General features: G+C 62.8%; 15 protein-coding genes. 9 read left to right on the forward strand and 6 right to left on the reverse strand.

Going from position 1 to position 15,093, the window contains the following annotated elements; translation table 11 throughout:
* Positions 1 to 77: 77 nt before the first annotated feature.
* The 4 genes from R0J92_RS02370 to lgt all read right to left on the reverse strand — a co-directional run bounded on the left by R0J92_RS02370 (position 78) and on the right by lgt (position 3,247).
* The gene (locus tag R0J92_RS02370; protein ID WP_411050595.1) at positions 78 to 233 is read right to left on the reverse strand and encodes a hypothetical protein; all 156 of its coding nucleotides are present in this window, start codon (positions 231 to 233) and stop codon (positions 78 to 80) included.
* 268 nt (positions 234 to 501) lie between these two features.
* Positions 502 to 1,269, reverse strand: coding sequence for a peptidoglycan editing factor PgeF (pgeF, locus tag R0J92_RS02375; RefSeq protein ID WP_411050596.1), 768 nt, complete (start codon positions 1,267 to 1,269; stop codon positions 502 to 504).
* On the reverse strand, positions 1,266 to 2,339 hold the full coding sequence (locus R0J92_RS02380) for a class I SAM-dependent methyltransferase (protein WP_411050597.1): 1,074 nt from the start codon (positions 2,337 to 2,339) through the stop codon (positions 1,266 to 1,268). Before R0J92_RS02380 ends, pgeF begins: the two co-directional genes overlap by 4 nt.
* Positions 2,336 to 3,247: a prolipoprotein diacylglyceryl transferase gene (gene lgt / locus R0J92_RS02385; protein ID WP_106163003.1), complete on the reverse strand. Its 912-nt coding sequence runs from the start codon at positions 3,245 to 3,247 to the stop codon at positions 2,336 to 2,338. The genes R0J92_RS02380 and lgt overlap by 4 nt, the downstream gene beginning before the upstream one ends.
* Positions 3,248 to 3,361: 114 nt before the next feature.
* Between lgt and R0J92_RS02390 the strand changes: the two genes are divergently transcribed.
* From R0J92_RS02390 to R0J92_RS02410, 5 genes are all read left to right on the forward strand, one after another.
* Positions 3,362 to 3,607, forward strand: a complete 246-nt coding sequence (locus tag R0J92_RS02390; protein ID WP_106163122.1) for an accessory factor UbiK family protein — start codon at positions 3,362 to 3,364, stop codon at positions 3,605 to 3,607.
* Between the two features lie 615 nt (positions 3,608 to 4,222).
* On the forward strand, positions 4,223 to 4,723 hold the full coding sequence (locus R0J92_RS02395; RefSeq protein WP_106163002.1) for a YbjN domain-containing protein: 501 nt from the start codon (positions 4,223 to 4,225) through the stop codon (positions 4,721 to 4,723).
* Between the two features lie 61 nt (positions 4,724 to 4,784).
* On the forward strand, positions 4,785 to 5,600 hold the full coding sequence (proC, locus tag R0J92_RS02400) for a pyrroline-5-carboxylate reductase (protein WP_411050785.1): 816 nt from the start codon (positions 4,785 to 4,787) through the stop codon (positions 5,598 to 5,600).
* A complete protein-coding gene (locus R0J92_RS02405) occupies positions 5,593 to 5,943 on the forward strand; it encodes a tRNA-binding protein (protein WP_106163001.1) in 351 nt (116 codons plus the stop codon). Before proC ends, R0J92_RS02405 begins: the two co-directional genes overlap by 8 nt.
* An 11-nt stretch (positions 5,944 to 5,954) precedes the next feature.
* Positions 5,955 to 6,935, forward strand: coding sequence for a 2-hydroxyacid dehydrogenase (locus tag R0J92_RS02410; protein WP_411050786.1), 981 nt, complete (start codon positions 5,955 to 5,957; stop codon positions 6,933 to 6,935).
* 254 nt (positions 6,936 to 7,189) lie between these two features.
* Here R0J92_RS02410 and R0J92_RS02415 read toward each other — a convergent pair whose 3' ends face one another.
* Positions 7,190 to 7,783, reverse strand: a complete 594-nt coding sequence (locus tag R0J92_RS02415; protein ID WP_411050598.1) for a thymidine kinase — start codon at positions 7,781 to 7,783, stop codon at positions 7,190 to 7,192.
* A 499-nt stretch (positions 7,784 to 8,282) separates the two neighbouring features.
* Between R0J92_RS02415 and R0J92_RS02420 the strand changes: the two genes are divergently transcribed.
* Positions 8,283 to 8,741: a hypothetical protein gene (locus R0J92_RS02420; RefSeq protein WP_106162998.1), complete on the forward strand. Its 459-nt coding sequence runs from the start codon at positions 8,283 to 8,285 to the stop codon at positions 8,739 to 8,741.
* Positions 8,742 to 8,901: 160 nt separating this feature from the next.
* On the opposite strand, the gene R0J92_RS02425 is transcribed toward R0J92_RS02420, so the two are convergent.
* On the reverse strand, positions 8,902 to 10,026 hold the full coding sequence (locus R0J92_RS02425) for a beta-ketoacyl-ACP synthase III (protein ID WP_411050599.1): 1,125 nt from the start codon (positions 10,024 to 10,026) through the stop codon (positions 8,902 to 8,904).
* A gap of 358 nt (positions 10,027 to 10,384) precedes the next feature.
* Here R0J92_RS02425 and R0J92_RS02430 point away from each other — a divergent pair, with 358 nt between their 5' ends.
* From R0J92_RS02430 to R0J92_RS02440, 3 genes are read left to right on the forward strand one after another with little or no spacing between them, the layout of a single operon-like run.
* On the forward strand, positions 10,385 to 10,867 hold the full coding sequence (locus R0J92_RS02430) for a MarR family winged helix-turn-helix transcriptional regulator (protein WP_106162996.1): 483 nt from the start codon (positions 10,385 to 10,387) through the stop codon (positions 10,865 to 10,867).
* A complete protein-coding gene (locus R0J92_RS02435; protein WP_411050600.1) occupies positions 10,864 to 11,928 on the forward strand; it encodes an efflux RND transporter periplasmic adaptor subunit in 1,065 nt (354 codons plus the stop codon). Before R0J92_RS02430 ends, R0J92_RS02435 begins: the two co-directional genes overlap by 4 nt.
* A gap of 10 nt (positions 11,929 to 11,938) precedes the next feature.
* On the forward strand, positions 11,939 to 14,995 hold the full coding sequence (locus tag R0J92_RS02440; protein ID WP_411050601.1) for an efflux RND transporter permease subunit: 3,057 nt from the start codon (positions 11,939 to 11,941) through the stop codon (positions 14,993 to 14,995).
* Positions 14,996 to 15,093 lie beyond the last annotated feature (98 nt).

Genomic DNA, 15,093 nt, shown 5'->3' on the forward strand with positions numbered 1-15,093 from the left:
GCAATGCGCCTGCAGGTGGCCTGCAGGTGGGCCGGTTTCTCCGGCGGGTCCGCTCTGTCGAACGATCGATGGATCGTTCAGGCGGATTTCGCGACAGGCGTCGCGTCAACGAGGTCTTTTTGGCGGCGTGCAATCATGGCCTTGCGGGGCGCACCACGGGTCCAGGGCAGGCGGATGTCCTGTGCCTTGGACGTGGCGACGATGGATTTCACAAAACGTGACTGCGCGGGCATTCTAAATCTCCTGTCCGCCAAATTCGGGCAGCTGAATTCTTTCTACCGTCAGTTTTCGTTGAATATTGCGGTCTGAATATGGCCAGCGCGTGGAAACACCGGTCCGACAGCGGAAAAGTCCGCCATCGCCCGGATGCGCCCTTAAGGCATTGAATTTATTGAGTGTTGTGGATGCGGCTTACGCAGGGGAAGGTGATGGCCGGTCATTACGCATTCAAATTATGGCAGAACTGCAAAGCCGCCGCCACAATGCGCGGGCTGCGGCCACTCAAAGCCGGATGCAGGAAATCAGGCGCCCGTAGTCGGCTTCCTTGGCATGGGTTGTGCGACGATAGGAATAGAACCGATCCGGGTCCGAATAGGTGCAGTGCCGGGTCCATTCGCACTGCTGGATGCCTGCGGCGCGCAGCCGTGCAAGTCCCAGGGCCGGCAGGTCGAAGAGCATGCGATCTTCTTTGCCCTGCGCGAAGAAGCGCGCGTTTTCGGGGGACTGCGCCATGAAATCGTCAAAGAACTCCGGCCCGACCTCATAGGCGCGCTGGGAGATCGTTGGGCCGATCACCGCGCGGATGCCCTCGCGGGTGGCCCCGAGCGACAGCATGGTCTCAATGGTGGCCTCAAGCACCCCATCAAGGGCGCCGCGCCAGCCGGCATGGGTCGCGCCGATGACCCCGGCCTGATGGTCGGCAAAGAGCACTGGCTGACAGTCGGCAGTGAGCACAGAGAGCGCCACGCCGGGGGTGGCTGTCACCAGCGCGTCGGCACGGGGGCGCGGGGCGGTGGGATCTTCGGGCAGCCCGTCGATGACTGTTACATCTGCGGAATGAACCTGATGCATGCCCACCAGCGCGTCTGTTGCGACCCCCATCGCCTCTGCCACGCGGGCCCGGTTCAGCATCACCGCCTCGCGCTGATCGGAGGAGCCGACACCGCAGTTCAGCCCCTGAAACACGCCGGAAGAGGCGCCGCCCCTGCGGGTGAAGAATCCATGGTGAGCCGGGGTCAGAAGATCCGAGGTGACGATTTCGAGGGTCATTTTTCCAGTCCTGCGGGGGGAGGGCATTTGGCGGGATAGAGGCCGAGCACTTTGAACAGGGTTCCCATTTCTTCGGGGTGCGTCAACCGTCGATGTGCGGCGATCAGCTGATCCAGCGGCGCGCCGTCCAGATTGGCGGCGAGGGTTTGCGCGCGTTCGGTGATGCCCAGCCGTTCCAGGAACACTCCCTGCGGGGTGACGCGGGTGTGGGCACAGCCAGAGGCCCGGGCGGCGCGGCAGAGCACCTCGAAATCCACATGCGCGGTGAGGTCGGACTGGCCCGGATCGATGAGCGGGTCGGCGGGCGCATGGGCGCGCATCGCCTGCAGCGTATCGCCAAGTGAGCGCCAGTCGCCATAATCCACCAGCAATGCGGCCCCGCCACACTCCGCAACCCGCTGGGCAATGGCTTCGCAGAGCACACCGGCGATCTCGCAGAGCTCTACCAGCTTGCCGTCGGGCGTGTCCTCAAGCCGGTGGTCCAGCGCGGGTTGCGGGGCAGGGGCGCCAAGCCCGAGGCAGAGTGCGGCGCTCTCGGTGTCATAGCCAACCCGGCGTTCGCGCCAGAGGTCGCCATCACGCTGGAACTGACGGATCGGTAGCGCGTCGAAGAACTCGTTGGCGATCAGAAAGAGCGGCTGTTGCGGCAGATCCTCGACCGAGGGCAGCCACTGCGGGGCATAGTCCCGAAGCGCGCTGGCCTGCTGGTCACGCAGGCGCGGCGAGGCCTCGATCAGCACCAGATCCATCGCGTCGTGAAACCCCGGCACCATGCGGGTGGCGCGCAGCATATCCGCCATCAGGGTGCCCCGTCCGGGGCCCAGCTCGGCCAGGGTGAACGGCGCGGGGCTGCCTTGGTCGAGCCAGGATTGCACCAGCGCCAGCCCCAGCAATTCGCCAAACATCTGGCTGATTTCCGGCGCGGTGATGAAATCGCCCTCTGCCCCGATGGCGGTGGCGGTGGTGTAATAGCCAAAACTCGGGTTCAGCAGGCATTCGGACATATAGTCCGCCAGGCTGATCGGACCATCAAGCAGGATGCGGCGACGGAGCGTGTCGGTCAGGCTCATGCTGCGGCCCCGGTCTTGGCGCTGGTGCGGCGGGCCCGAAGTGCGAACCACAGACCCAGTGCGATCATCGGGATCGACAGCGCCTGGCCCTGGGTGAGACCAAAGCCGCCGATCTGCCAGGCCAGCCCCAGCGGATTGCCGTCAGAGATGAATTGCGCGTCCGGCTGGCGGAAGAACTCAACGATGAAACGGGCGATGCCATAGCCAGCGAGAAAAGTGCCAAGGATGCGGCCCGGTGCATGAAAGGCGTGGCGGCGGTAGACCATCCAGAGGATCAGAGCGCCGAGGATCAGCCCCTCCATCGCGGCCTCGTACAGCTGGCTGGGGTGGCGGGCGCAGATTTCGCCCAGTGCCTGACCGCAGTCCTGTGCCGCACGGCCCGGAAAAGCAACGCCCCAGGGCAGATCCGTCGCGCGGCCCCAAAGCTCGGCGTTGACGAAATTCGCCAACCGTCCCAGCAGCAGGCCGGGGGCCACGGTATGGGCCACCAGATCGGCCATGGCCAGTTTGTCGATGCCCTGAGCACGCGCATAGGCCCATGCCGCCACAACCACGCCGAGAAGACCACCGTGAAAGGCCATGCCGCCCTCCCAGATGCGCAGGATCTGGGCCGGATTTTCAAGATAGACGGCAGGTTGATAGAACAACACATAGCCCAGACGGCCCCCCAGGATGACGCCGAGGATGATCCAGGTCATCAGATCTTCGACCTGACGGGGCGCCATGGGGGCGGTGCCATTGGCCCAGAGGGCCGGGGTTTTCACGGCACGCACCGCCAGATGCCAGGCGATCAGGATGCCGGCGATATAGGCCAGCGCGTACCAGCGCAGGGCGAAGTCCATTCCAAAGAGGGAGATGGAGAAAATCTCCGGCGACAGGTTCGGGAATTGGATCATCTCAGCCAGCATGGGGGTCTCTGTGCCTCTTTGGAGCAAGTGCTGTCAACGACTTGCCGTTTGGTGTTCTAGCGCCCATATAGGCAGCAAGCCTCACAGAGGTAAGACATGAAACGGGAGATGGCCATGCAGACCCGCAACAAGATTATGGATGATATTTCGCAGCTGATGACCAACGCCATGGGCGTGGCGCAAGGGGCGAAGGACGAAGCGGAAACCGCGATGTCGGGCATGATCGATCGATGGCTCGCCGATCGCGATTTCGTGACCCGCGAGGAATTCGATGCGGTGCGCGCCATGGCGCAGAAGGCCCGCGAAGAGAACGAAGCGCTTAAGGCGCGTCTGGATGCGCTGGAAGCCAAATCCAACTGAGTGCGCTGATCCTGTCCGAAGGGCGTGCGCCGTGCAATTCGCGGCGGGTCACCGGGATCTGAACGCTCTTTGTCATATGGGAAAAGGGATGCGGCAGTGCATCCCTTTTTCAGTTTGAGCCTCCGCAGGGGCGCAGGGCGCCCCCGGCAGAGGCCGTGGCGTCTGACGCTGCTCGCGATCCCACTGCCCGCATGCGGAGCGGGGGGCCTTGAGCCGGAAGAACGCCGCGGCGCGGGCATGCGGCTGCGGCGTTTGACGTCGGTACAGGGCGGGGAATCGCGGATCGGCGGCTTGGGCGGGCGTTTTACGGTGATGTATTGGTCGTGCCGTTCTGCGGTCACAAAACAGGGGCCGCCTGCCTCCATCCCGGAGCGCCAGTCTAGGCCGCTCGGGTAACGCCTGTGTGTCAGCCTAGCAGAACCCCGATATTTTGCACAAGAATTCCAGTCATCCACAACTTATTGCAGTTGTCCCCAAATAAAGGGTTGCCACGGATGCGGCACGCGCCCACCATATCTGGTAGGGAGCAGGGGAACCCTCCCTGTCCTTAGATAAGACAGCTAGCAATAGGGGCTCACTGCGGGTCCAAAAGCTAGAGACCAGAGAGGTGGCATCATGGCACTTTCCGAGCACGAGCTGCAGGACGACCTTCACCCGATCGACCTTGTCGAGAACCTCGCGTCCCATCATGACTGGGATTTCGACCGTATCGCCGATGACCAGATCGCCATGGCTGTGGAAGGGCAGTGGCGCACCTATTCCCTGACCCTGGCGTGGTCCGATTATGACGAGACATTGCGCATGGTCTGCAGCTTCGAAATGGAGCCGCCGGAGGCCAAGGTGCCGCAGCTCTATGAGCTGATCAACCACATGAACGATCAGTGCTGGGCCGGGGCGTTCAGCTACTGGCCGGAGCATCGGCTGATGCTTTATCGCTACGGGCTGGTGCTGTCGGGCGGGCAGATGGCGACGCCAGAGCAGGTGGATGCGATCGTGCAGGCCGCAGTCAGCAATTGCGAACGCTACTACCCGGCGATCCAGCTGATGGTCTGGGGCGAGCGCCCGGCCAAGGAGGCCATGCAGGTCGCCATTGCAGAGGCTTATGGGCGCGCGTAAGTCTTAGCCCCATCAGCTGACCTCGGGTCGGCATCAACCGGAACGACAGATGGTGGATATCATGGATATGGAACAGATCGCGGCGCGCGGGCTGGTGCTTTTGGGCTGTGGCAAGATGGGGTCGGCTATGCTTGCGGGCTGGCTGGAACGTGGATTGCCACGCGAGGCTGTCTATGTGATGGACCCCAAACCCTCAGATTGGCTGAAGGGCACCGGCGTGCGGATCAATTCGGCCGCGCCCGAGCAGCCTGCAATCGTTCTGGTGGCGTTGAAGCCGCAGGTGATGGCCGCGGCGCTGCCCACAGCGAAATCCTACGGCGGCGGCGACACCCTGTTCATTTCGGTGGCTGCGGGCACCTCCATCGTGACTTTCGAGAAGATGCTCGGCAGTGGCACCCCGATCATCCGCGCCATGCCCAACACGCCGGCGGCGGTCGGGCGTGGGATCACCGCGATCATTGGCAACGCCCATGTGACCGAGGCGCATCTGGCGCAGGCTGAGGGGCTGTTGCAGGCGGTGGGTCAGACCGTGCGATTGGAGAGCGAAGGCCAGATGGATGCGGTCACCGGGGTCAGCGGCTCCGGCCCGGCCTATGTGTTCCACCTGATCGAGACGCTGGCCGCCGCGGGCGTGGCGCAGGGCCTGCCGGAGGATTTGTCCATGCAGCTGGCCAAGGCGACGGTGGCGGGTGCAGGCGCGCTGGCCGAGGCCGCAGAGGAAGATCCGGCGCAGCTGCGGGTCAATGTGACCAGTCCCAATGGCACCACGCAGGCAGCGCTTGAGGTGCTGATGGATGAGACCGCCGGCTTCCCGCCGCTGTTGCAGCGCGCCGTGGAGGCTGCGGCCAAGCGCTCTGAGGAGCTGTCGCGTGGCTGAGATTTCCTTTGATGACTTTCTGAAGGTGGATGTGCGCGTCGGCAAAGTGCTGCGGGCGGAAACCTTTCCCGAGGCGCGTCAGCCCGCCATCAAGATGTGGATCGACTTTGGCGACGAGATCGGGGAGCGCAAGTCCTCGGCCCAGGTGACGGCGCATTACGCGCCCGAGGATTTGGTGGGCAAGCAGGTGATGGCGGTGGTGAATTTCCCGCCGCGCCAGATCGGCAAGTTCATGTCCGAAGTGCTGGTGCTGGGTTTGCCGGACGCCGATGGTGAGATCGTCCTGATCGGCCCTGACGGCGAGGTAACTGCCGAGGTGCCGACCGGCGGGCGGATGCACTGATGTCGGGGGCGATGACAGGCACGGGGACGGGCGCCAGGACGGGCCGGGTGCTGATCACCCGGCCCATGACAGCAGCGGTGGAGGCCCGGGCACGGGCAGAGTTTGATGTGGAGATCCGCAGCCAGACCACGCCGATGACTCCAGATGAAATGATCGCCAGCCTGCGCGATTTCGACGTGGTGGTGCCGACCTTGGGCGATGCCTATGGGGCGGAGATCTTTGCCGCCGCATCGGCGCCGCGCTGCCGGTTGCTGGCCAATTTCGGCGTTGGTTTCAACCATATCGATGCTGAGGCGGCGCGCAGGGCAGGGGTCGAGGTCGCCAACACGCCCGGTGCGGTGACCGATGCGACGGCGGATATCGCGCTGACCCTGATGCTGATGACGGCCCGGCGGGCGGGCGAGGGCGAGCGATTGGTGCGGTCCGGCCAATGGGCGGGCTGGCACCCGACCCAGATGCTGGGGCTACACCTGTCGGGCAAGCGGCTCGGCGTCGTTGGACTGGGGCGGATCGGGGATGCGATCGCGCGGCGGGCGCATTACGGGTTCGGCATGCAGATCGCCTATGTTGCGCGCAGCGACAAGGCCACCGACTATCCTGCCGAACGCGCGGAAAGCCTGATGGCGCTTGCGTCCACGGTGGACATGCTTGTGATCGCCGTGCCCGGCGGGGCGGAGACCCGGCATCTGGTCGACGCGCAGGTGCTGAAGGCGATGCGCCCCCATGCGCATCTGGTCAATATTGCCCGCGGTGAAGTGGTGGAAGAGGCGGCACTGATCGCGGCGCTGCAGTCCGGGCAAATCGCCGGTGCGGGGCTGGATGTCTACGAGTTCGAACCCGAGGTGCCGCAGGCGTTGCGCGACCTCGACAGTGTCACGCTGCTGCCGCATCTGGGCACTGCGACCGAAGAGGTGCGCAGCGATATGGGCCATATGGCGCTGGACAATGTGGCAGCACTTCTGGCGGGGCAGCGCGTGCCGAACCCCGTCTAGTCTGCATCGACCCCGGATAGAGACGGCATAGCGCCCGATGCTTCTGACGCATGCCTTCCGCCAAGACCGATCTTTCACGGCTGTATTGGCGCGGGCAGCCAGCCCGATGGGCTGGCTTTGGCACGCAAGGTGCCAAAGGCACCTTGCGTGCCGGGCCCAACCGAACCGGCGGCGCCTTGGCGCAGCCCGGGTGCGGGCGGGAGGTCCACCGGCCCTGACCGAACCTGAGGTTGGCGATTGCGGTCAGAGCACGCTCAGCTGTTTTCAGGCAGATCGCCCATAGCAGCGCGCCAGTGGCGGCGGCAGAGGGAGACGTAGCTTTCATTCCCACCGATCTGCACCTGATCGCCTTCGGTCAGAACATTGCCCTGATCATCCTGGCGCACAACCATGGTGGCTTTCTTGCCGCAATGGCAGATGGTGCGCACCTCTCGCATTTCATCAGCCAGTGCCAGCAGGGTGGCAGAGCCGGGGAAAAGCTTGCCCTGGAAATCCACCCTCAGCCCATAGGCCAGCACTGGAATACGCAGGTCATCCACCACACGGGCCAGTTGCCAGACCTGATCCGGCGTCAGGAACTGCGCCTCATCCACAAAGATCGCCGCCACCGTCCCCTGCTTTAGCCGGGCGCAGATGCGGGCGTGCAGGTCGTCCTCGGGTCGGAACACATCCGCTTCGGCGCCAATGCCGATGCGCGACGCAATGCGGCCGGCGCCCGCCCGGTCGTCAACGCTCGCGGTCAGCAGATAGGTCTGCATGTTGTTTTCGCGGTAGTTGTGAGACGCCTGCAGCAAGACGGTCGATTTACCGGCGTTCATGGTGGAGTAATTGAAGTAGAGCTTGGCCATGGGCTGGGGTCTATCCGCATCCGCGACTTTAGAAAAGGTGAAAGCTTGCGGCGCCCGAGATGCTGCAAGGAGGCGTATTCTGGCGGAAGCTCGGCGTGTCGCGGGCTGTTTCGGCGGCGTCACGAAGGGTCGGTAACACTCAGCCTAAAAGCTCCAGACCGCACGGAAACCAAAGCGACGCCGAGTGTGATGCCCCCAGAGAGCCGGAGTTGCGATCCAAGGCGTCAAAAGCCCTTCTGAGAACCACGTTCCGTCCCTGGGAGACATCTTTCTCGGCAGACCAATTGCCACTTGAAAAGACAGGCTACTCACTCACAATGCCGATCCTTCCGACCTGTCGTGACTCAAACGCCAACTCACACCACTCTTGAAGCTCAAGTCGTCACGGCAGGTCTGGCAAAGGTATTACAATTCGGTTAAGCAAACTGAATGGGAATTTAATCGTGAGGTTCCCCCAAGCCGTTGGTTCGGGGGGCATACATGTAGGTAAAAGAGTATTATGGCGGATATCGGGACGTATCTGAAAAAACATACCGAAGCACTTGTAAAGGACGTGGGGATCGAGTCCGCTTGCCAGATTACCGGCAAATCCAAGGCGACATTAGGACGGTATTATTCCGAGAATACGGAACACGCGGATCGTTTCATTCCGGTGGATGCAGTGGCAAAGCTCGAGGGGGCGTCTTCGTTCCCGCATGTCACCTCTGCGCTGGCTGATCTGAAGAACATCACCCTGTCCTATTCCGGCACGCCGGGGGCTGTCACCCGGCCCGGTGGGGTCAATACCGACGTGATCGCGTTGAGCCGCCGGTTTGCGCAGCTGATGAGCGAGTATCAGGATGCCATCGCCGATGGAATCATCACCGTGAATGAGGCAAAGCGGCTGTTGAGGGAGACGGTCTTGCTGCAGCAGGTGCTGATCGACATGAAATTGCACCTGGAAGAAGAAAGCGCCTGAAGCCTTTCCGCTGCATTTGAGCGGGGCTGAAATCTTGGTCGTTCACTGAGACAGGTTGCGCAGTTTCGAGCGGATACAATAAAGCACGCGCCCAGATCGGGCGCGTGCTTTTTATGTGCAAGCGCGCGACGCCGGCACTGCGACAGAGAAGACGCACCCGTCAGCCGTGGCGGCGCAGAATCACCGAACCGACCGAGTAGCCCGCACCAAAGGAGCAGATCAGACCGGTGTCGCCATCGCTGAGGTCGTCGGAGAACTGGGAGAAGGCGATGATGGACCCCGCCGAAGAGGTATTGGCGTAGTCCTGCAGGATGTTTGGCTGCTCACCCGCCTCGGGCGTGCGGCCAAGAACCTTCTTGCCGATGAAGTCATTCATGGATTTGTTGGCCTGATGCAGCCAGAGGCGTTTGAGATCGCTGGCGGTCACGTCCTCGGCCTGCATGTGGTCGGCGATGTGCTGGCTGACCATGGGCAGCACTTCCTTGAACACTTTGCGGCCGTTTTGCATGAACTGCATGTCGCGGCGGTCGGCCACGCCGTCGGGGCGGGAGCGGCGCAGATAACCGTTGTTGTTGCGGATGTTGTTGGAAAACTCGGTGGCGCAGCGGGTCGAGAGGATCTCGAAATGCGCGCCGGTGGCGTCCTCTTGGCGCTCGATCAGAGTTGCGGTGGCCACGTCCCCAAAAATGAAGTGGCAGTCGCGGTCACGCCATTCCAGATGGCCGGAGCAAATCTCCGGGTTCACCACCAAGGCGGAGCGAATCGACCCGGAGCGCACCATGTCAGCGGCGGCCTGAATGCCGAACGTGGCCGATGAACAGGCAACGTTCATATCGAAGGCGAACCCCTTGATACCGAGGACCTGCTGGATTTCGATGGCGACAGCGGGGTAGGCGCGTTCCATGTTGGAGGCGGCGCAGATCACCGCATCGACGTCGGCAGCGGTCTTGCCGGCCTGCGCGAGCGCCTTTCGGGCGGCGTCCACACCCATTTCGGCCATGATGCCGGGTTCGTCGTCACTGCGCTGGCGCAGCTGCGGGTGCATCACCTCCGGGTCGAGCACGCCGGATTTGTCCATTACAAAGCGGCTGTGGATGCCGGAGGCTTTCTCGATGAACTCTTCCGAAGAGTACTGCAGCGGCTCGCGCTCACCGGCGGCGATGGCCTCGGCGTGCCGGGCGTTCTGCAGGTCGACATAGGCGTTGAACGCCTGGACCAGCTCCGCGTTGGAGATGCGCTCTGCGGGGGTGAAGACCCCGGTGCCGGTAATGGCGGGTGTGTACATGTTTGCGTCCCAGGTGGCGGGGCCTGAACAGGTCCCCTGTCTCGAGGTGGCGCATATAGGGCCTTTTTCAAGTCGAGAGGTCAAGGGCGGCGGGCTGCATGCCCTCGGGTCAAGAGCAATGTGGTTGGGTCGAATCACACCCGGTGCTCGGCGAAAACCTCAGACGAATAGCTTTGGCGAAAGGTGAGGCGGGATATGCGGTCTGACCGCAGGTCCCGCAGCGGATCTGCGACATTTGCGTGAAATATACGCTTTGACCGGTGAGATGTGACATAATGCTTCGGGATGCGCGCAGAAAGAGGAGGGGCCCCCTTTAAATACTTCAGTTCGTGAACTATTTGGCTCTCAGGAGCGAGACATGACTTCAGATCATTCCGACAATTGGGATCTCCATACACCGGAAGTGCAGGCCATGATGGGGGTCTTTGCACTGCATTGGCAATTGGAGCAGCGCCTGAATGATGCACGTCTCGGGGAACAGCTGGGCCGGATGGAATGCCATCTGTTGCTGCTTCTCGTGCGACCCTGTCGCATGGGGGAGCTGGCGCGGCTGACGATGAAGGCGCCCTCGGCCGTTACGGCCGGAGCAGGGGCGCTGGAACGTCAGGGCCTGATCCGTCGGGTGCGTGATGCCGATGACGGGCGCGCCTGGCTGCTGGAACTGACGCAGAACGGACATGCAAGGCGGCGGCAGCTTGTCGCTGATGCGTCCGAGGTATTTTATGAAACGTCGGGCCTGACGCGAGAGGAAGCACGAATTCTCGCAGGGCTCGCACAGAAAATTCACAACAAGGCCGTTCAGTCGGGCGCTGTAGGACCCTGTGAAGGAGATCAGACATGACAATGACATCAATCCGGGCCGTGCTGCTGGGGGTGGTGCTTGCGGCACCGCTGGCGGCGCAGGCACAGGATGCGGAGCAGGCGGTGGACACATCGCTGAAACCGGTGAAGCTGATGACTGCCGATGGGGGCGCCGCACCGATGGAGCGGCGTTTCTTCGGTCAGGTGGCCGCCAAGGAGACCGTCGATCTGGCGTTTCAGGTTGGCGGCCAGGTGCTGAAACTGCCGGTGACCGAAGGCGATGTGGTGCCACAGGGCGAACTGATTGCGCAGCTCGATCTGGAGACCTTTCAGTTGCAGTTGGAACAGGCGGTGCTGAACAAGCAGCAGGCCGACCGCAACAAGGAACGCAATGCGCGCCTTGCGGGCACGGTGAGCCAGGTGGTGATCGAGGATGCGGAGACCGCGGCGGGCCTGTCCGAGGTATCCCTGCGTACGGCACAGACCAACCTCGACCACGCCACGCTCTATGCGCCCTTTGATGCGCTGGTCGCGCGACGTGAGGTGGCGCTGTTCTCCACGGTGTCTGCCGGAACACCGATCACACGTCTGCACGACATGTCGGAGCTGCATGTGGAAATCGACGTGCCGGAGCTGCTGTTCCAGCGGACCAACGAAAGTGATCGTTTCGAGATCGTTGCGACCTTTCCCGGGTCGGATAAGGAATATCCCCTGGAGATCCTGGAATACACGGCCGAGGCCTCAGCAGTGGGTCAGACCTATCGGGTGACCCTGTCGATGGAGCCGCCGGAGGACCGGCAGGTGCTGCCGGGGGCCTCGACCACCGTCAGCGTGCGGGTGATGATCGGGCGGCATCGGATTTCCCTGCCAGCCACCGCCATCGTGACCACACCTGCGGGGGTGACGGGCGTGATGATCTTTACCCCGACCGGCGCGGATCAGGGGGCTGTGACCTGGACCGAGGTCACGGTCGAGCCGAACCAGTTTGGTGAATTCGAGGTCTTGTCCGGTGTCAATGACGGGGACGAGGTCGTGCTGACTGGCGGTGCGGCGTTGAAAGACGGTCAGGCGGTTCGCCGCTTCACCGGCTTCAGCAACTGAGGCCCGCGACATGGACATTGCACGCGGATCCATTCAACGGCCGCTTTATACGTGGCTGATCATGTTGTTTGCCCTGTTCGGGGGCATCTGGGGCTTTCTCAGCCTCGGGCGGCTGGAAGACCCGGCCTTTACCATCAAACAGGCGGTGATCCAGACCACCTATCCCGGCGCCACCGCCGAACAGGTCGCGATGGAGGTCTCCGAACCGCTGGAATCCGCCATTCAGAAGATGGCGGAAGTGAAAGAAATCAGCTCGATGAACCGGCCCGGCGTGTCGATCATCGAGGTCGAGATGCAGGACACCTATGACGGGTCCGAGCTGCCACAGATCTGGACCAAACTGCGCGCCAAGGTGCGCGATGCGGCGCGGGGATTGCCCGATGGTGTCAGTGAGCCGCTGGTCAATGACAGTTTCGGCGACGTCTTTGGCATTTTCTACGCGGTGACGGCGGAAGGGTTCTCCGACAAGGAGAAATACGAGCTGTCCACCTATCTGCGGCGGGAGCTGCTGACGGTCGAGGGTGTGGCCGACGTCAATATCGCCGGTTTGCGCAACGAATCCATCTATGTCGAACCCGACATGCCGATCGCGACCAATCTGGGCGTTTCGGTGAATGCGATCGCCAATGCCATCGCCACATCGAACTCCGTCACACCGGCGGGGGAGATCAAGGCTGGCACTGTGAACACGCTTCTGCAGACGCCGGAAGGGACCGACTCGGTATCTGAAATCGCCGGTCTCACGGTGGGCGTGGGTGGTGAAACCATCAACATCATCGACATTGCCAATGTCTGGCGCGGGCGCGAAGTCGACCCGAACGAGCTGATCCGGTTCAACGGCATGGAAGCCTTCACGCTGGGCGTGTCGGGCGTTGCCAACGAAAACATCGTCGATGTGGGGCACCGGGTGGATGACAAGCTGGCCGAGTTGGACAGCGAAATTCCCTTTGGTGTCGAGCTGCACCCGATCTACCAGCAGCATATCGTGGTGGAGAAGGCCTCCAACGACTTTCTGGTGAACCTTGCCATGTCGGTGGCCATCGTGATCGTGGTGCTGGCGCTGTTCATGGGCTGGCGTGCGGCGATCGTGGTGGGCACGACGCTGCTGCTGACGGTGGTGGGCACGCTGTTCTTCATGGCGCTGTTCTCGATCGAGATGGAGCGGATTTCACTCGGTGCGCTGATCATTGCCATGGGCATGCTGGTGGACAACGCCATCGTTGTGGCCGAGGGCATGCAGATCACCATGCAGAAGGGCAGATCCTCGCGCGAAGCGGCGCATGAGGCGGCTGCCAAGACACAGATCCCACTGCTGGGGGCGACGGTCATCGGCATCATGGCCTTTGCCGGTATTGGTCTTAGCCCGGATGCCACGGGTGAGTTCATGTTCTCGCTCTTTGCGGTGATCGGGATTTCGCTCCTGTTGAGCTGGCTTCTGGCGCTGACCGTGACGCCGCTGCTGGGGCATTACTTCTTCAAGCGTGGCACCGGCGAGGATCTCGACAGCTATGGCGGTTTGATGTTCCGCGCCTACGGTGGCCTTTTGCGGGCGGCGCTGAAGATGCGCTGGTTCGTCGTAGCTGGTCTGATTGCAGTGACGGTGGTGTGCTTCATGGGCTTTGGCATGCTGAAGCAGCAGTTCTTCCCGAACTCCAACACGCCGCTGTTCTATGTGCACTACAAGCTGCCACAGGGCACCGCGATCGAGACCACCTCGGCGCATCTGGCGGTGGTCGAGGAGTGGCTGGACGCGCGCGATGATGTGGTGTCCACCGCGACATTCGTGGGGCAGGGCGCAACCCGGTTCCTGCTGACCTATGCCGCACAGAAGGCAAACCCGAGCTATGGTCACCTGATCATCCGCACCGAAAACATCGAGCAGATCCCGGCGCTGCAGGCGGAGCTGGAAGCCTTTGGCAAGTCCCGCTTCCCAGAAGGCGAGTTCCGCACCGAACGGCTGGTCTTTGGCCCCGGCGGCGGGGCTCCGGTGGAGGTGCGGTTCTCCGGGCCCGATCCGGCCGTGCTGCGACAGCTGGCACAAGAGGCCAAGGTGGTCCTGGAGACGTCAAGCGACCTGACGCGCGACGTCCGACATGACTGGCGTGAACAGGAACTGGTGCTGAAGCCGGTCTATGCAACGGATCGCGCCCAGACCGCAGGCGTGACGCGGGAGGCGATCTCCAACGCGTTGAAGTTCTCGACCAATGGTTTGACCACCGGGGTGTTCCGCGAGCGGGAGCGTCTGATCCCCATCGTCATGCGCCAGCCGCCGGAAGAGCCATACAACCTGATGAATCAGGTGGTGTTTTCCGAGACTGCGGGCACCTGGATTCCGATCGAGCAGATGCTCGACGGGGTGGGCTACGAGGTGCAGAACACCCTCGTCCATCGTCGGGACCGGGTCTACACCATCACCATCGGTGCAGATATCTCATCCGAGGTGACGGCGGCGACGGTGTTCAGCGAGGTGCAGTCTGCAGTGGAGGCCATCGAGGTGCCGCTGGGCTACAAGATGGAGTGGGGCGGGGAGCATGAGAACTCCGCCGAGGCGAACGAAAGCCTCGGAAAGCAGCTGCCGCTGTCGCTCCTGATCATGGTGCTGATCTCGGTGCTGCTGTTCAATGCCATCCGCCAGCCGATCATCATCTGGTTGTTGGTGCCGATGAGCGTGAACGGCGTGGTGATCGGGCTGATGGGCACCGGGCTGCCCTTCACCTTTACCGCGCTTCTGGGTCTGCTGAGCCTGTCGGGGATGCTGATCAAGAACGGCATCGTCCTGGTGGAGGAGATCGACATCGTGCGCCGCGAGGAGGCGCTGCCCTTGCGCGAAAGCATCGTCAAGGCTTCGGTGTCGCGTCTGCGTCCAGTGATGCTGGCGGCGGTGACCACCATCCTTGGCATGGCGCCGCTGATGAGCGATGCCTTCTTCGTCTCCATGGCGGTGACCATCATGGGGGGCCTGGCCTTTGCCACCGTGCTGACCCTGGTGGCCGCACCGGTGTTCTACCTGATCTTCTTCAAAGGAGTAGAACGCCGCGAGAAGGCCGAGGCGGCTGCGGCGGCCTGATGACCCGACAGACATCCGGTTGCGCCTTTCTTGGCGCGGCCGGAACAAACAAGACTGAGAAAAGCCCCGGGGATCCTGTCCCACGGGGCTTTTCCGTT

The sequence above is a fragment of the Tritonibacter sp. SIMBA_163 genome (assembly GCF_046535935.1).
Taxonomy (GTDB): domain Bacteria; phylum Pseudomonadota; class Alphaproteobacteria; order Rhodobacterales; family Rhodobacteraceae; genus Epibacterium; species Epibacterium scottomollicae.